We start from the raw sequence: 16187 nt of genomic DNA on the forward strand, positions 1-16187 counted from the left end.
TATCGGCAACAGAGAGAAACCCTATCGTGACCCTTCGCAAGTATCAGAACCACACGCCGCTGCTGGGCAAAGGCGCTTTTGTCGACAGTTCGGCGGTGGTGATCGGCGACGTCGAAATCGGCGATGACAGCTCCGTTTGGCCGCTGACGGTGATCCGCGGTGACATGCACCGCATCCGCATCGGTGCGCGCACCAGCGTGCAGGACGGCTGTGTGCTGCACATCACCCATGCCGGGCCGTTCAACCCCGATGGCTTTCCGTTGCTGATTGGCGACGACGTGACCATCGCGCATAAAGTCATGCTCCATGGCTGCAGCGTGGGCAGCCGGGTGTTGATTGGCATGGGCAGCATTGTCATGGACGGTGCGGTGGTCGCGGATGATGTGATCATCGGCGCCGGCAGCCTGGTGCCACCGGGCAAGCGCCTGGACAGTGGTTTTCTGTATGTCGGGAGTCCGGTGAAACAAATCCGCCCGCTGACGGACAAGGAAAAAGCCTTTTTCACCTACAGCGCGGCGAATTACGTGAAGCTCAAGGACCTGCACCTGGCTGAAGGCTACGATCAGCTCTGACTCCGGCGCTCTTATTCAGGATTCAACATGCATTACCAAACCGTTTTGTTCGACCTCGATGGCACCCTGACCGACCCGCGTGAGGGCATCACCCGTTCGATTCAGTTCGCCTTGAGCAAACTCGGTATCGAAGAGCCCGACCTGACCAAACTCGAACACTTCATCGGCCCGCCGTTGTTGCAGGCGTTCATGCAGTTCTACGACTTCGACGAACCGAAGGCGTGGGAGGCCGTGAATTTCTATCGCGAGCGCTTCAAGGTCACCGGTCTGTATGAAAACCGCGTGTTCGATGGCGTCACGCCGCTGCTGGAAACGCTGGGCGGGCAAGGGCGCCAGCTTTACATCGCGACCTCCAAGCCGTGGATCTTCGCCCGGGAAATCGCCCGGCACTTCGACTTCGCCAAACACTTCAAGGTGATTTACGGCAGCGAGCTGGATGGCACGCGGACCAATAAGGTCGAGTTGATCGCCCACTTGATGGCCGAAGAAGGCCTGGACCCGACCAACACGCTGATGATCGGCGACCGCAAGCACGACCTGATCGGCGCGCGCAGCAATGGGCTGGATGCGGCAGCGGTGGGTTACGGTTTTGGCAGCCACGAAGAGCTGAACGCTGAAGCGCCGACCTATCATTTTGAAACGCTGGATGAGATGCACCAGGCGTTTTTGCGGCGCTAGCAAGTACGCCTTCGCGGGCAAGGCCTCTCCCACAGTGGATTTGCGACATACGGAGATCCCTGTGGGAGCGGGCTTGCGAAGAGGCCGGTTCAATCAACGGAAATTTTCAATTCCGCTAACACTTTCAACGCCACTTTTCGTTCTCCGGCCGGTAGCGCACCAAGCCTCTCCACCGCCGCATAAAACGCCACCCAATCCCCGCCCGTCTGCCTGAACAACGTGGAAAACGCTGGCACCCATTGGTCATACAACCCAAACGGCAACAGCCGGGCATTGTTCATCGGCGCGTTGATCCACGCGTCGTAGCGTTTATCCCCGGCCCATTGGCTGTCGCGTATCTGCCGGTACTCGGCTCTTAATCGCTCGAATTCTGCTGCTTTGCGTTGACGCATCTGTTCGGCGGGTAGCGGCTGGGCATACAGCCGTTCAAGCCGCGAGCGCGTATCCAGAACCAACTGAGTGAACTGATAGCGTTGCTGCGCCTGGGCGCCATTGTCCGGCGCCAGCCCACGATGGGCACGCCACTGCCGAGTGCCTTCCTGTTCCACGAAGGTGGCGAAAGATTCGTTGAACTCGGTGTCGTCCTTCACATAAACACGCTGGTGTGCCAGTTCATGGAAGATCAGCGTGGCTAACCGCTCGTCGCCCCAACCCATCATCGAACTGATAATCGGATCGTTGAACCAGCCGAGCGTCGAATAGGCCTCGACGCCACCGATCGACACGTCCATACCTTGCAGTCGCAACAACGCTGCCTCGCCGCGGGCGGAGCTCTGTTTGTAATAGCCGCGGTAGGCGACACAACCGGCGACGGGAAAGCAGTGGTTTTGCGGCGTCAGGGAAAATTCCGGCGTGGCGAAGACGTTCCAGACCACAAACGGTCGGCCAATGTCGGCATACAAACGGTAACTCTGGTTATCCGGCAGATGCAGTTGCTGGCTGGCGAACGCCCGGGCCTTTTGCGACTGGGTCAGATGCGCGCGCAGCTTTTGATCGCGAGCAGGGTCGGCAATCACTTCGGAAACCGGCTCCCGAGCTCGCAGCAATTGCAGCTGACCACTGGCCAATTGGCTGTAATAGCTGACGCTGGCGCAACCGTTGAGCAACAAAAACAGCATACCCGGAAACAAAACGCGCAAAACGCGATCAAGTAACCCAAGGCTTGGAAGCGGCCTGATCAAAATAAAAACATCCCTGGAGAGTCTGCCCGCAAGACTATCCCGCCTGACTGGAGCTCCGCTATGCGCAAGATGATGCTGACGGGAGGCCTGTTGATGCTGACAGGTTGTGCAGGATTCGGATTACCCCACCATGATCCGGCTCAAGCGTGGATCGATCTCGATACACAGCAGCAAGACACCGCGTTGCAGGCGCTGGAAGTCGATGACAAGGCCTCCACCGACAAGCGCTATTTCGAGGTCCAGCCCGGCAGCCATGAGTTGACGGTGCGTTATCAGTTCCCGGTCGAGCCGAGCAACATCGGGCCGGACGCTGAGCCGCTATGGCGCGATTGCCAACTGAATGTGAAATTCAACAGCTTCAACGCGGGTGAGAAATATCAGCTGCAAGCAGGGAATATCGGTTTTCGGCCGTGGGCCAAGCTCTATGACCAACAGCGAAAGGTGATAGGCCAAGGCACACCGGCAGGCTGTCAACGCACCTGATCGGCGCTATGCTGAATAACCAATCATCGGGACATTCATCATGCGCAGGTTTTTGCTATTGCTCGCGGCAGGCGCCTTTGCCGGTTGCCAGAGCCCGTTACCGGCGGTCAATCCACAGATGGCCTGGATCGAATTCTCCACGCCATTCCCCAACGATAAGTTGCTGATGGCAGAACGACTGGACAATCAGCGATTGCGCGACGGCCGTTTTTTCCAGGTTACCCCCGGCAGCCATGAGCTGATTGTTCGATTCGACTTTGAAGTGCCCGGTGGCGGGAGCTTGGGTGTGATGAATGGTCCTTCGGAGCGGTTGTGCTACCTGACCATCAACTACGATCATTTCGAAGCAGGCCAGCGTTATGTGCTGGAAGGCCGTTCGATCGCGTTCACGCCTGGCGCTCGGTTGTACAACGCCAAGCGGGAAATCGTCGCTGAAGACCGAGCGTCCTATTGCCTCATGTGAGGCATATCAGCGGTCGTTCTTCTGGTAAATGATGGCTTTCCTACCGTAGTCGCACGTGCCGACGACCATCGCTGCATCATGCTTGTCGGCCTCTTCCTTCGAGACAATCTCCAGCGTGTACGAAGGCACGGCATTCGCCTGAATCTTCACTTCGATCTCATTCTTGAGTTCTTCGCAATCTTTGGGCGCCGCAATTGCCGAAGTCGCCAGCGCACCACAGATCATCGCCAGGGCAAAACGTTTCATGGTTGAAGCTCCTTTGAGGCAGCACACAGGTTGATGCGTTTTCGCTGCTGTCATTTATTCGACCACAGGGACGCCAGCCGGGTTTTGTTTCAGCGCAAAAAAATCGCAGCCTGTTGAAGGCTGCGATTTTTTTTACGCGATTGGACGAGTCTAGACCAGCGTCGCATCCAGACTGATCTTCGCATTCAGCACTTTGGACACCGGGCAGCCTTCTTTGGCTTTATTGCTCAATTCCTCGAACTGCGCCTGGGTGGCCCCGGGGATTTTTGCCTTCAGGATCAACTTCACCGCAGTGATCGCAAACCCGCCGTCGACCTGATCCAGTGTGACTTCGGCATTGGTATCGATGCTGTCAGCCTTGAGACCGGCATCGCCCAGAATCATCGAAAAAGCCATGGAGAAACAGCCGGCGTGGGCCGCGCCGATCAGCTCTTCCGGATTGGTGCCTTTACCGCCTTCGAAACGTGCCTTGAAGCCGTAGGGCGCTTCTCTGAGAACACCGGTTTCGGTGGAAATCGAGCCGATGCCGGTTTTCAGGTCACCTTCCCAATGCGCTGATGCTTTCTTGGTAATAGCCATGTCTGCCTCCTCAAGATCCGGCGCGAAGCGTCGCGCCTTCGTGGTTTTCGGTTGCTAGGGTTCTGAGGATAGACGGTGGTGCAAAGTTCATCTGATCTCATTAATCCTAGCGTTTTCGTAGGTTTTTTTGCCTCGGCTATTGAAACTCGGGTATATGCCCTCATTGCATGAAGCACGCTTATGGATTCGGCAGGTTTTCGTTTGTGAAAAAAAACCTGCGACCTCAATTGGAGAAGCAGGCTTATGAAACGACTGTCCGATATCAAATTCTCTACCCTTGATCTGGTGCCCGTGCGCGAGAACGGCAGCGCGGCCCAGTCGCTGCGCAACTCCCTGGACCTGGCGCAGCACGTCGAAAAATTCGGCTACAACCGCTTCTGGGTGGCCGAGCACCACAACATGGACGGCATCGCCAGCTCCGCGACCTCGGTGTTGCTTGGCTATCTGGCCGGCGGCACGTCGACCATTCGGGTGGGATCGGGTGGCGTGATGCTGCCCAACCACGCGCCATTGGTGATCGCCGAGCAATTTGGCACCCTCGAAAGCCTGTATCCGGGCCGGATCGACCTGGGCCTGGGCCGCGCCCCCGGTTCCGATCAGATGACCGCCCGCGCCTTGCGTCGTGAACGTTCCGGCAGCGCCGACGATTTCCCTGAAGATGTGGCGGAGCTGGTGCGCTACCTCGGCCCACGCACGCCGGACCAGCGAGTCATCGCCATGCCTGGCACCGGCACCAACGTCCCGGTCTGGTTACTGGGGTCTAGCCTGTTCAGCGCACAACTGGCGGGTGAGCGCGGTTTGCCCTACGCCTTTGCTTCCCATTTCGCACCGCGCTATATGCATGAGGCGATTCGCGTCTACCGCAATCACTTCAAGCCTTCAGCGGTATTGGACAAGCCCTACGTGATGCTGGGTGTTCCACTGGTTGCGGCAGACACCGACGAGCAGGCCGAGTATCTGGCAACTTCGGTTTATCAGCGCATCCTCGCGTTGATGCGTGGCCAGAGCCTGGTGCAGCGTCCGCCGGTGAAAACCATGGATGGCCTATGGCTGTCCCATGAGAAAGCAGCGGTGCATGATTTCCTGGGACTGGCGATGGTGGGCAGCCCGCAGAAAATCCGGGCGAAGCTGGACGTGCTGATCGAGCAGACCCAGGCCGATGAGCTGATTTTCACCTGCGACCTGTACGAACATGCCGATCGCGTGCATTCCTACGAGCTGCTGGCGCAGGTCATGAAAGGCTAACGCTGAAACAGCGCCCATAAAAAAGCCGACGCCATTGCGTCGGCTTTTTACGTCTGGACGGGATCAACCGCGTTTATAGACTATTTCTTTAGTGCCTTTCTCACAGGCGCCGACGACTTTTCCGTCAGCCGCAGCGCCTTTGTCGACAATTTCCAGTGAGTAATTGGAAACGCCCTTGGCATCCAGTTTCGCGGCGATTTCGGCTTTCAGCTCTTCACACGGCTTGCCGTCAGCAAAGGCTGCACCCGCAAGGCTCAACAAACCTACCGCCAACATAAACTTCTTCATCGGTCGCATTCCCTGGTCGGATCAAAGGGGAGCATCCAGCCATCAGCCGGATGCACTCATGTAGCGCTTTGCCATTCCCTATGGCACTCGGCCAGCGCGCAAGTTCAGAAGACTAGCGCAAACTCAGCTGCTGGCAATCCGGAACCCGACTTTGAGCGTCACCTGGAAGTGCGCAGCCTTGCCGTCCTTGATGTGCCCGCGGGTTTCGGTCACTTCGAACCACTCAAGGTGTTTGATGCTTTTATTGGCTTCGGCCAGCGCGTTGTTGATGGCGTCTTCAATGCTGCTGGTGGACGAGCCGACAAGTTCGACTTTCTTGTACGTGTGATGGTCAGTCATGGCGTTCTCCTCAGGGTGTGAAATACAGCCTAGCAGTGATTTTTCGTATTACTTCTGTCGGCTTTCGTGGCGCAGAAGTTCAGATTTACTGCACTTTCTCGCCCCCCTGAAGTCCCAACCAACACACGTCACTCATCATCAATGCAGGAGAGCCACCATGGCCAACACCTCTTTACGTAAAGCCTCATTGCAAAGCATGGAAGCCGAGATCGAGAGTCTGCTGAAATCTTTGGAAAACCTGAAAGACGATGCCTCGGACGAGTCGCGTAAAACCCTCAAGGCGTTGAAAGCCAACGCTGAGAGCGCACTCAAGCATTCGCGTCATTTGCTCAGCGATGCGTATGAGGAAGTTAAAGTCAAAACCCGTGAAACCGGGATCGCCACTCGGGACTACGCCCAGGAACACCCTTGGACGACAGCCGGTGTCGCTGTCGGTGCATTGGGTCTGCTGGCGGCTTACTTGCTGTGCAAACGCGGCGACTAATCTGCTTGGCGCAGTTCGTTTTTGAGCCACTGCGCCAGTTGCCGAGCGCGCCCGTCCGCGGCGCGCTTGGGTAGCCACAGCGCCAGTTGCGCCGGAGTTTCACTGAAGCCCCATGGCGCAACCAGGCGACCTGCCTTCAAGTCTTCGGCCACCAATGGTTCAGGGGCAATTGCTACGCCCAGGCCGGCCACTGCCGCCTCCAGCAAATAATACAAATGCTCGAAACCCTGCCCGTACTTCAACGCTTTGGCGTCGAGGCCGCTTTGCTGCGCCCAGCTTGGCCAGGCCTGCGGACGTGAAGTGGTGTGCAACAATGGCTCGTTTAACAATGCACGTGCTGGTGCCTGTTTAAGCCGTTCGTAACCGGCGAAGCGTGGGCTGATGACCGGGCCGATGCGTTCGCTCGCCAATTCGTAAACCTGCATGTCCGCAGGCCATGGCGGCTCGGCGAACACCAGTAAAGCGTCCAGCCCCGGACGACGGGGATCGAGATCGCCTTCTCCGGCAGACAGGTGCAGGCGCAGGTCCGGCAGATCAGCATTCAACCGGCCCAAACGCGGAATAAACCAGCGCGCCAGCAGGCTTCCGGAACAGCCGAGCACAAACGGGGCGTCAGCGGTGCTCTGGGTCAATTCGGCGCAGACCGTGCGCAAACGCTCGAAGGCTTCAGCGCTGGCATCACGCAATCGCACGCCGGCATCTGTGAGTTTAAGGCCGCGACCCTCCTTGACGAACAGACTGACGCCGAGATGCTCTTCAAGCACTTTCAGTTGCCGACTCACCGCGCCATGGGTGACGTGCAGCTGCTCGGCGGCCTGACTGACGCTGTTCAGGCGGGCAGTGGCTTCGAATGCGCGAAGCGCGTTCAGCGGGGGAAGATCGTGGCTCATGGGATCTGTGAGTTTTCCTGACAGGTTGCGGCGATCTTATCGGTTTTCAGCTCGGGACGTCAGGGGTAGAGTGAGCGTCATTGTCATCTCACGCATTCAACCGGAGCGACCCATGACCCAGACTAATCTGCGCAACGGCCCCGACGCCAACGGCCTGTTTGGCTCGTTCGGCGGCCGCTACGTCGCCGAAACCCTGATGCCGTTGATCCTCGATCTGGCCCGCGAGTACGAAACGGCCAAGGAAGATCCTGCATTCAAAGAAGAATTGGCCTACTTCCAGCGCGACTACGTCGGACGTCCAAGCCCACTCTATTTCGCCGAACGTCTGACCGAGTTCTGCGGCGGCGCGAAAATTTATCTCAAGCGCGAAGAGCTGAACCACACCGGCGCGCACAAGATCAACAATTGCATCGGCCAGATCCTGCTGGCGCGGCGCATGGGCAAAAAACGCATCATCGCCGAGACCGGCGCCGGCATGCACGGCGTGGCAACCGCCACCGTGGCCGCGCGTTTTGGCCTCGATTGCGTGATCTACATGGGCACCACCGACATCGAGCGTCAGCAAGCCAACGTGTTCCGCATGAAACTGCTGGGCGCCGAAGTGATCCCGGTGGTGGCCGGCACCGGCACTCTGAAAGACGCGATGAACGAAGCGCTGCGTGACTGGGTGACCAACGTCGACAGCACCTTCTACCTGATCGGCACCGTGGCCGGTCCGCACCCCTATCCCGCCATGGTTCGCGACTTCCAGTCCGTTATCGGCAAGGAAACCCGTACCCAACTGCAAGCTCAGGAAGGTCGTCTGCCGGACAGCCTGGTGGCGTGCATCGGCGGTGGCTCCAACGCCATGGGCCTGTTCCACCCGTTCCTTGATGACAAAAGCGTCGAGATCATTGGCGTTGAAGCGGCCGGTTACGGCATCGAAACCGGCAAGCACGCAGCCAGCCTGAATGGCGGTGTACCGGGCGTACTGCACGGCAACCGTACCTTCTTGCTGCAGGATGACGACGGCCAGATCATCGACGCCCACTCGATCTCCGCCGGTCTCGACTATCCGGGTATCGGCCCGGAACACGCCTGGTTGCATGATATCGGCCGCGTTCAATACACCTCTGTGACCGATCACGAGGCCCTCGACGCATTCCATAAATGCTGCCGTCTTGAAGGGATTATTCCTGCGCTGGAAAGCGCCCATGCCCTGGCCGAAGTGTTCAAGCGCGCACCGACCCTGCCGAAAGATCACCTGATGGTGGTCAACTTGTCCGGCCGTGGCGACAAAGACATGCAAACCGTGATGCACCATATGGAACAATCAACGCAGGAGAAACACTGATGAGCCGCCTGCAAACGCGTTTTGCCGAACTCAAGGAACAAAACCGCGCCGCCCTGGTGACCTTCGTCACCGCCGGCGACCCGAGCTATGACACTTCCCTGGCGATCCTCAAAGGCTTGCCTGGTGCTGGCGCCGACGTGATCGAGCTGGGCATGCCCTTCACCGACCCGATGGCCGACGGCCCGGCGATCCAGCTGGCCAACATTCGCGCCTTGGGCGCCAAACAGAACCTGGCGAAAACCCTGCAAATGGTTCGCGAGTTCCGTGAAGGCAACAGCGACACGCCGCTGGTGTTGATGGGTTACTTCAACCCTATCCACATGTACGGCGTCCCCCGCTTTATTGCCGACGCCAAAGAGGCCGGCGTGGATGGCCTGATCGTGGTCGATCTGCCGCCCGAGCATAACGGTGAGCTGTGCGACCCGGCCCAGGCTGCCGGTCTGGATTTCATCCGCCTGACCACCCCGACCACCGATGACGTGCGTCTGCCGACCGTTCTGAACGGCAGTTCCGGTTTCGTTTATTACGTGTCTGTTGCCGGCGTAACCGGTGCCGGCGCGGCGACGCTGGAGCATGTCGAAGAAGCCGTTGCGCGTCTGCGCCGCCATACCGATCTGCCGATCAGCATCGGTTTCGGTATTCGTACACCGGAGCAAGCGGCGTCCATTGCGCGTCTGGCCGATGGTGTTGTGGTGGGGTCGGCGTTGATCGATCACATCGCCAATGCGACGACGCCGGATCAGGCCGTTGATGGCGTGCTGAGCCTGTGCGCGGCGCTGGCCGATGGCGTGCGTAAGGCCCGGGTCAGCTGAAGGTAAAGTTCCTGATACAGAGGAATTAGAGCCTCGCGGTACAGACTAAACAGCAAGACCGAGGGCTTCAGGACTACGTTCTGAAGCCCTTTTTGCTGTAGGTGCAGTGAGGAAAGACCCGATGAAAATGCCGAAACGTCTGATTGCCAGCCTGGGTGTGCTGATGCTCAGTGCCACCCCGTTGCTGCACGCCAGCGCCGATCAACGCGACGATCATGACCGCGGCGGTCAGCAACAGGGCCATTACGACAATCGTGGCGATGATCACCGCGGTCCGCAGAACAACCATCGCGGCGGCCCACCGCCACGGGACTTTGGCCCGGTGCGCCAGACGATCCGCAACAATCATGGCTATTTCGTACGCGGTGCGCCGCCACCTCCCGGCATTCATCTGGAACGTGGCCGGCCGTTGCCGCACGGCTACTACGGTGAGCGCCTGGACAATCGTGCGCTGAGCCGGTTGCCGTATTACCCGGGTTACGAATGGCGCCGCGCGGGTGGTGACATTGTGCTGATCGCCGTGGGCACCGGGATCGTCTATGAAATTCTGGAGGGGGTGCTTTGATTTAGCCTGCAGGCGAAAAAAAGGCTTCGTGGTCATCCACGAAGCCTTTTTTCTTACGGCAACTCCAGCCCGCCCGATGCCTTGTGCAATTTGCGCAAGTGCTCGCCAACCTGCTTCAGATTCGCTTCGTTGGCAGCCATCTCCGCCGCACGGCTCGGTTCGAGCAGCGCTCTCACTTCCTTGTCCAGATCACCGGTCAGCGCCTGAAGCTGCTTCTGCCGCAGGCTGCTTTCCGATTCCAGGCGTTGCCACTCGCTGGGTTGCGGCAAACCATAACCGCCGGTACCGAGCAGCTCCGCCGGACGGCTGAGAAAGCCACTGTTGGCGAGAATCTGCTGCAGCGTCGCATTGGCCTTGTCCATGCCGCCGTTCTTCAACTCTCGCGCACCGAGGTAGCGTTGCTTTACCTCGTCCTGGGCCAGCACCAGTTGTTGTCGGAAAGCGGCCTGTTCCAGTAGCAGCAAAGCCGCGCTGGTACGCAGGTCTGCCTGATCAATCCATTTGCGACGCTCTTCTGCCTTCAACGCCAGCCAGTCTTCTACCTTGTCCTGTTTGATCGGCAGGTGCTTTTTCAGCACCTCGAACATTGCTTGATAGCGATCGCGGAAAGAGTCGAAGCGGTAGCCCAAACGCAAGGCTTCGCGAGGATCGTCCAGCACGCTGGTGTCTGCCAGTCCTCGTCCCTTGAGCACTTCCAGCAAGCCGTTGGGCATGATGTTGTCCAGCCCGACCAGTTTTGCGTTGTTGGTGCCGCTGCGCAGCAACTTCAGTCCTTCTACCGCACAGTTGTTGGACAGGAAGAAGTAATTGCCGTCGTAGCTCCAGTGCATCTCGGCGGCATGCTCCACCACATCTTCGATCTCGTTGCGCGACAAATTCAGCGGCACCGAGGCGAGGCTGCGCAATTCGGTCTTGGTGTACTCGTCGATCACTTGGGCCAGCGGCAGGACGAACAGGCGCGACGGGTACTTGCCGACCAATCCGTCCCAGCTCGACAGCTGTACATCACCCACGAAGGCACGGTAGGACAACACCAGGTGCTGATCCAGATCCAGCCGGCAATCCGGCCCACGTGGCCGGCCCGGTGCGCAGATCACCAGGCGCAACATGCTGTGGCCCCAGCGGCTGACCCAATTCTGATTGGCTTCGGCCAACAGATAGTCAACGGCATACACCCGTTCCGGATCGACTTGACCCAAAGGCTGTTTGGCGAAGTCATTGCCGGCGTTGAGGAAGGCGAAGGATTTGCCGCAGGTGTCCTTGGCGGCGGGAGCCCAGCCGAAATGTTCTTTGTAGTAGCGATAAAGTGCCGGGCGGCGACAGGCGTAACTCGGGTCGAGGAGGAAATACTCCATGTTGACCGCAACGAACTCTTTCGGACTGCTTGTCTCGTAGATGTCCGGGCTACGGGCGATCTGCCGGTTGTACTGTTCGCGCTCGCCACGACGGCCCACGTATTGCGGCCAACCTGCGAGGTCGAGCAGGCGCGGGTCATCACTGAGGGTAAAGCGTCGGTCAGACTGGCCACGGCATTCATCCGGAATGCCAATCAGGCCGGAGCTGTTGCTACGCCGGGTGCAGCGCTGGATCAGCGTGCGTTCGGCGGCGGGCCAAAAACGCGAGCGGTCATAGATGTGGGTGAGTTCGTGCAGCACCGTGGCCAGCATTTCCCTGCGTACGGTGCCGTGGGGGCGATAGGTCTTCTTGGTTGCGGCGCTGCCGTCGGTGAGGCTGGCGAGCAGATTGCGGTTCAGGTCGAGTTCGGACACCAGCGATGCCTGGCCGTAGGCGTTGCTCGGCATGTCATCGGTCCAGCCGACGTCGATGCGCCGATCGAGTTGCTCAATGAACCGCGGCGGCAACGCCTGCATGGCTTCATCAAGCAGCGCCTGGCTGGCCTGCTGTTGCGCGGGACTCAGGCCTTCGGTCTTGAGCTGTAATTGCAGCCCGGCCTGTGCCGTATTGCCCAGCAGCAACATGGCCCCCATCAGAAGCCAGGCATTTAGCGACCTCACAGTGCGAGGATGGCTTCGGCGATTACCTGATCACTGGCGTCTCGGGCTTCCGGCACGCGGGTGCGCAATAGGTTGAGCGCTGCTTCCAGATGCGCGCCGCGGATATCGCCATCACTGGCGACGAAACTGGCGGCGTCGTCGTGGGCTTCACGGACGATTTTCGAATCACGGATGGACGTCGTCGTATCAGAAGTGAAATCAAGGGTGCGGCGAGTGGCGTTGATGAGGATGTTGCTGGTGGCAACCAGGGTGTGCGCCTGGGCTACGTCGGCCAACAGCAGCAGGCCAAGGGTGGCGACAATCAGGGGGCTACGCATGGAACAACTCCGGAGGAACGAGGATAACTATTGGACGAGAATAGTTTGTGCCAGTTCAAGGTCGCTTGCATGAAGTTTTGGCTGGGTCCGGCGCAGGTAAATCAGGGCGGATTCAAGTTGTGCGCCTCGCAACTGGCCGTCACTGGCGATGAACGACGCGGCGTCATCCCGTGCAGCCAGCAGCAATTTACGGTCGAAGGGCGCGGAGGTCACCATGCTAGTGGCGTAGCCGGTGGCTACGAGGCCCTGTGTCGTCAGGTCAAAGGCATGAGCCTGGCCTGCCCAACTGGTCGCCATGAAAACCGGAGTGATCAATAGACAGGTAAGAAAACGCATGAGACTCGACTGTTGAAAGCGAGTCCCAAGGCTAGCGCAACGCCCGGTTTAGAGCCAGCGCCGAAACATCGGGACACGTTGGCGTGTCCCGGATGATGCTTGGTCAGATAGTCAGGATGGCCTGAGCCAGCTGCGCGTCAGTCGCGTTCAGTTGAGGCGCCTGGTGGCGAATGTGGTCGAGTGCACTTTCCAGTTTCACGCCACGAATGGCGCCTTCGCTGGCAACGAAGCTGGCGGCGTCGTCACGGGCTGCACGCACGATCTTGTCATCACGAAAGGAAGAGGTGACATCGGAAGTGGCATCGGACGTGGCCTTGAGTGCACCGACGACGGCATCGGTGGTCACGATGAAGCTGGTGGCGTGGGAATTGGCGGCCACGGCAAGCAGGGCTGCAGCGCTGAGCAGACGTAGACGGGACATGGTGTAACTCCTTTTGGGTATACCGATTGAGAGGTGGCGCGGTATCTGTTGAGTCAGACGCCTGTCGCACAGTTATCGCCACGTTCTGAATTGATATTAGGCTTGTAGTTGTCGGTTCGCACAGTCCCGTCTGTTCGAGCGGACGTCAGCGCCAGAATGGCTTATCCAGTTCTCTGGCACGATCTGAATGACTGATACCCAGATCAGACAGCTGCCTGTCGTCGAGTTGCGCCAGTAAACGCCGGGTTCTGGTCCGTTCAAGGCTGTTGGCGATAGCTCTGAACAATCTTCCAGGCCAGGTAGACCGAGGATTCGACTGTGAAGTGGTCGCGGTGAGATCCAGTAGCTGATCCATGGTGCAGTCCTTTTGCTGGCAGGTCGGGATTTCATGATGATCCCGCCCGGCACCCCAGGACAGACACACTCTCTCAAAATTGTACTGGTTCAGTTTAAGTTGTTTTATAACTGTACTTGTCGATACCAATGCCTATTGTTTTGAGGATTTCGTGGCCCAAAACGACAAAACCCGTCGTGGTTTCCCACGACGGGTTTTGTTTGTTCAATTCGGGTGCTGGCGGTTGACCTTAAAGATCAGAGCCAGCGACGCTAACTTAGCGCCAGAACGGCTTGCTCAGCTCTTCGTAGCGTTGTGCTTCGCTAATCCCGGCGTCAGCCAGCAGACGCGAATCCAGGCGAGCCAGTTGGTGGCGGCTGGAGATGCGGCGCTGCCACAGCATCAGGTTGGCGATAACGCGAAGAGGCATGGAAGCCTGGGTTTTTGCAGCGGTGTCTTCGAAGAACAGATCGGAACTGAGTGTACGTTCCATGGTTTTCATCCTTCCGCTTGTGGCGGGATTAGGTAGTGGTTTAACTGATGCCAATGATCCTCTCGTTTGGCCAGTCTCTCTAGATACAGTTCACCTGTATTGTGAGGGACCAGTTAACTGTTAAAGGGTGGTGTACTGGTCAAAATTGAGGCAACTGTACCTATCTGCACTTATATGGTGCATATATTAGGATTATGGTCGGAAAGGTAGGCAATTGCGGTAGGAAATGACCGGTACAGCAGTACAGTTTTAAACACATTTCTGCCTGGCAGTAGCAAGCTGACGAAACTGTGTTTGCGTCAGCTGCTATCTGTACGAATTACACAGCGAGCATCCGCCCGGTTTCTTCCAGATTCATGTGCCAGCTCAGTGCGTCACGCAGGATATGCGGCGTGTGCCCGCCGAGTGCGCAGGCGGCGGTGAAGTAGTCATCCAGGGCTTGGCGGTAATCGGGGTGCACGCAGTTGTCTATGATGACGCGAGCCCGCTCCCGCGGTGCCAAACCGCGCAAGTCCGCGAGGCCGACCTCGGTCACGAGGATGTCAACGTCATGTTCCGTGTGATCGACGTGGCTGACCATCGGCACCACGCTGGAGATCGCGCCGCCTTTGGCAATCGACTTGGTCACGAAGATCGCCAGGTGCGCGTTGCGCGCGAAGTCGCCCGAACCGCCAATGCCGTTCATCATCCGCGTACCGCAAACGTGGGTGGAGTTGACGTTGCCGTACAGGTCGAACTCCAACGCAGTGTTGATGCCGATGATGCCAAGGCGTCGCACCACTTCCGGGTGGTTGGAAATTTCCTGTGGGCGCAGAACCAGCTTGTCCTTGTAGCGCTCCAGGTTACCGAACACATCGGCGTTGCGGCGGCTCGACAATGTGATCGAACTACCAGACGCAAAACTCAGCTTGCCGGCGTCGATCAGGTCGAAGGTCGAATCCTGCAACACCTCGGAATACATGGTCAGGTCTTCGAACGGCGAATCGATCAGCCCGCACATCACCGAGTTGGCAATGGTGCCGATGCCGGCCTGCAATGGGCCGAGCTTGTTAGTCATGCGCCCGGCCGCCACTTCCTGCTTGAAGAAATCGATCAGGTGGTCGGCAATGGCCTGAGTATCAACATCCGGCGGCAGCACAGTCGACGGCGAGTCAGACTGATTGGTGATGACGATCGCGACGATTTTTTCCGGCGGAATCGGAATGGCGGTGCTGCCAATGCGATCGTCTACTTTCACCAGCGGAATCGGCGTGCGGGTCGGCCGATACGTCGGGATATAGATGTCGTGCAAACCCTCGAGGTTCGGGTTGTGCGCCAGGTTGATCTCGACAATTACCTGTTTGGCGAAAATCGCGAAGCTGGCCGAGTTGCCCACCGAAGTGGTCGGCACGATGTGGCCTTGCTCAGTGATCGCCACGGCTTCAATCACGGCGATGTCCGGCAGTTTCAGCTGCTGATTGCGCAGCGACTCCACGGTTTCTGAAAGATGCTGATCAATGAACATCACTTCGCCGGCGTTGATCGCCTTGCGCAATGTGCTGTCGACCTGGAACGGCATGCGTCGCGACAGAACGCCGGCTTCGGTGAGCTGTTTATCAAGGTCGTTGCCCAGGCTGGCGCCGGTCATCAGCGTGATTTTCAGCGGGGTGATTTTGGCGCGTTCGGCCAATGCATGAGGCACGGCTTTGGCTTCGCCGGCGCGCGTGAAACCACTCATGCCGACGGTCATGCCGTCCTCAATCAGAGCGGCAGCGTCAGCGGCGGTCATCACCTTATCCAACAACGAAGGCAAGCGAATACGATCACGGTACATGGATTGTTATCTCGGGCAACGGAAGCAAGGTGTGCAGTTTAGTGATTTCAAAAAAAATCCTCCCGCTACCATGGTCGAATGCAGACCCCTGATTTAGAGCCTTTGGTCGGGTTTCACGGGGAATAAAAAAACCCCAGCCTACTAAAGGCTGAGGTTTTGGGTATTGCGTTGGAGCAGGTTTTACTCGACGGCTTTGACCATGTCTTCGATGACTTTCTTGGCGTCGCCGAAGACCATCATGGTTTTGTCGAGGTAGAACAGTTCGTTGTCCAGACCGGCATAGCCGCTGGCCATCGAGCG

At 58.4% G+C, this 16187-nt stretch carries 23 protein-coding genes; 9 read left to right on the forward strand and 14 right to left on the reverse strand.

The window, feature by feature from the left end:
* The first annotated feature begins 26 nt into the window (after positions 1–26).
* Both F8N43_RS28585 and F8N43_RS28590 read left to right on the forward strand, forming a co-directional pair.
* The gene (locus tag F8N43_RS28585) at positions 27–572 is read left to right on the forward strand and encodes a gamma carbonic anhydrase family protein (protein ID WP_150630718.1); all 546 of its coding nucleotides are present in this window, start codon (positions 27–29) and stop codon (positions 570–572) included.
* Positions 573–599: 27 nt separating this feature from the next.
* Complete coding sequence (locus F8N43_RS28590; RefSeq protein ID WP_150630719.1) at positions 600–1250, forward strand: HAD family hydrolase; 651 nt, start codon at positions 600–602, stop codon at positions 1248–1250.
* Between the two features lie 89 nt (positions 1251–1339).
* Here the strand turns inward: F8N43_RS28590 and F8N43_RS28595 are convergent, their stop codons facing one another.
* A complete protein-coding gene (locus F8N43_RS28595; protein WP_150639375.1) occupies positions 1340–2431 on the reverse strand; it encodes an aminopeptidase in 1092 nt (363 codons plus the stop codon).
* A 60-nt stretch (positions 2432–2491) separates the two neighbouring features.
* Between F8N43_RS28595 and F8N43_RS28600 the strand changes: the two genes are divergently transcribed.
* Positions 2492–2914 (forward strand): hypothetical protein, encoded by a 423-nt coding sequence (locus tag F8N43_RS28600; RefSeq protein ID WP_150630721.1) that lies wholly within the window; start codon positions 2492–2494, stop codon positions 2912–2914.
* Positions 2915–2954: 40 nt separating this feature from the next.
* Positions 2955–3377, forward strand: a complete 423-nt coding sequence (locus F8N43_RS28605; RefSeq protein WP_150630722.1) for a hypothetical protein — start codon at positions 2955–2957, stop codon at positions 3375–3377.
* Between the two features lie 6 nt (positions 3378–3383).
* Here the strand turns inward: F8N43_RS28605 and F8N43_RS28610 are convergent, their stop codons facing one another.
* Entirely contained in the window at positions 3384–3623 is a 240-nt protein-coding gene (locus F8N43_RS28610; protein WP_150630723.1) for a DUF1161 domain-containing protein, read from the reverse strand.
* Between the two features lie 150 nt (positions 3624–3773).
* The gene (locus F8N43_RS28615; RefSeq protein WP_150630724.1) at positions 3774–4202 is read right to left on the reverse strand and encodes an OsmC family protein; all 429 of its coding nucleotides are present in this window, start codon (positions 4200–4202) and stop codon (positions 3774–3776) included.
* Between the two features lie 243 nt (positions 4203–4445).
* Here F8N43_RS28615 and F8N43_RS28620 point away from each other — a divergent pair, with 243 nt between their 5' ends.
* On the forward strand, positions 4446–5447 hold the full coding sequence (locus tag F8N43_RS28620; protein ID WP_150654689.1) for an LLM class flavin-dependent oxidoreductase: 1002 nt from the start codon (positions 4446–4448) through the stop codon (positions 5445–5447).
* 63 nt (positions 5448–5510) lie between these two features.
* Here F8N43_RS28620 and F8N43_RS28625 read toward each other — a convergent pair whose 3' ends face one another.
* On the reverse strand, positions 5511–5735 hold the full coding sequence (locus tag F8N43_RS28625; protein WP_150654690.1) for a DUF1161 domain-containing protein: 225 nt from the start codon (positions 5733–5735) through the stop codon (positions 5511–5513).
* Between the two features lie 123 nt (positions 5736–5858).
* Positions 5859–6074 carry a dodecin gene (locus F8N43_RS28630; protein ID WP_010465710.1) on the reverse strand — a complete coding sequence of 72 codons (216 nt, stop codon included), beginning with the start codon at positions 6072–6074 and terminating at the stop codon, positions 5859–5861.
* 157 nt (positions 6075–6231) lie between these two features.
* Here F8N43_RS28630 and F8N43_RS28635 point away from each other — a divergent pair, with 157 nt between their 5' ends.
* Positions 6232–6558 carry a DUF883 family protein gene (locus F8N43_RS28635; RefSeq protein ID WP_008027738.1) on the forward strand — a complete coding sequence of 109 codons (327 nt, stop codon included), beginning with the start codon at positions 6232–6234 and terminating at the stop codon, positions 6556–6558.
* Here F8N43_RS28635 and F8N43_RS28640 read toward each other — a convergent pair.
* Complete coding sequence (locus tag F8N43_RS28640) at positions 6555–7448, reverse strand: LysR family transcriptional regulator (RefSeq protein WP_150630727.1); 894 nt, start codon at positions 7446–7448, stop codon at positions 6555–6557. The two genes, F8N43_RS28635 and F8N43_RS28640, sit on opposite strands and share 4 nt — an antisense overlap.
* Positions 7449–7560: 112 nt before the next feature.
* Between F8N43_RS28640 and trpB the strand changes: the two genes are divergently transcribed.
* From trpB to F8N43_RS28655, 3 genes are all read left to right on the forward strand, one after another.
* On the forward strand, positions 7561–8781 hold the full coding sequence (gene trpB, locus F8N43_RS28645; RefSeq protein ID WP_150640080.1) for a tryptophan synthase subunit beta: 1221 nt from the start codon (positions 7561–7563) through the stop codon (positions 8779–8781).
* On the forward strand, positions 8781–9593 hold the full coding sequence (gene trpA / locus F8N43_RS28650) for a tryptophan synthase subunit alpha (protein WP_150630729.1): 813 nt from the start codon (positions 8781–8783) through the stop codon (positions 9591–9593). The genes trpB and trpA overlap by 1 nt, the downstream gene beginning before the upstream one ends.
* 121 nt (positions 9594–9714) lie before the next feature.
* Entirely contained in the window at positions 9715–10158 is a 444-nt protein-coding gene (locus F8N43_RS28655; RefSeq protein WP_150630730.1) for an anti-virulence regulator CigR family protein, read from the forward strand.
* A 53-nt stretch (positions 10159–10211) separates the two neighbouring features.
* Here the strand turns inward: F8N43_RS28655 and F8N43_RS28660 are convergent, their stop codons facing one another.
* From F8N43_RS28660 to F8N43_RS28695, 8 genes are all read right to left on the reverse strand, one after another.
* Positions 10212–12173 (reverse strand): DUF4105 domain-containing protein, encoded by a 1962-nt coding sequence (locus tag F8N43_RS28660; RefSeq protein WP_150630731.1) that lies wholly within the window; start codon positions 12171–12173, stop codon positions 10212–10214.
* A complete protein-coding gene (locus F8N43_RS28665; RefSeq protein WP_150654691.1) occupies positions 12170–12490 on the reverse strand; it encodes a DUF2388 domain-containing protein in 321 nt (106 codons plus the stop codon). The genes F8N43_RS28660 and F8N43_RS28665 overlap by 4 nt, the downstream gene beginning before the upstream one ends.
* Positions 12491–12517: 27 nt before the next feature.
* On the reverse strand, positions 12518–12826 hold the full coding sequence (locus tag F8N43_RS28670) for a DUF2388 domain-containing protein (RefSeq protein WP_150630733.1): 309 nt from the start codon (positions 12824–12826) through the stop codon (positions 12518–12520).
* Between the two features lie 103 nt (positions 12827–12929).
* On the reverse strand, positions 12930–13247 hold the full coding sequence (locus tag F8N43_RS28675; protein WP_008044656.1) for a DUF2388 domain-containing protein: 318 nt from the start codon (positions 13245–13247) through the stop codon (positions 12930–12932).
* A gap of 145 nt (positions 13248–13392) precedes the next feature.
* Complete coding sequence (locus tag F8N43_RS28680) at positions 13393–13602, reverse strand: DUF1127 domain-containing protein (protein ID WP_150654692.1); 210 nt, start codon at positions 13600–13602, stop codon at positions 13393–13395.
* A gap of 256 nt (positions 13603–13858) precedes the next feature.
* The gene (locus F8N43_RS28685) at positions 13859–14074 is read right to left on the reverse strand and encodes a DUF1127 domain-containing protein (protein ID WP_007947887.1); all 216 of its coding nucleotides are present in this window, start codon (positions 14072–14074) and stop codon (positions 13859–13861) included.
* Between the two features lie 319 nt (positions 14075–14393).
* Positions 14394–15887 carry an acetyl-CoA hydrolase/transferase family protein gene (locus F8N43_RS28690; RefSeq protein ID WP_150630735.1) on the reverse strand — a complete coding sequence of 498 codons (1494 nt, stop codon included), beginning with the start codon at positions 15885–15887 and terminating at the stop codon, positions 14394–14396.
* Between the two features lie 180 nt (positions 15888–16067).
* A partial coding sequence (locus tag F8N43_RS28695) for an NAD(P)(+) transhydrogenase (Re/Si-specific) subunit beta (RefSeq protein ID WP_150654586.1) occupies positions 16068–16187 on the reverse strand: 120 nt, incomplete at its 5' end.

The organism is Pseudomonas fluorescens, from assembly GCF_902498065.1.
Taxonomy (GTDB): domain Bacteria; phylum Pseudomonadota; class Gammaproteobacteria; order Pseudomonadales; family Pseudomonadaceae; genus Aquipseudomonas; species Aquipseudomonas fluorescens_BJ.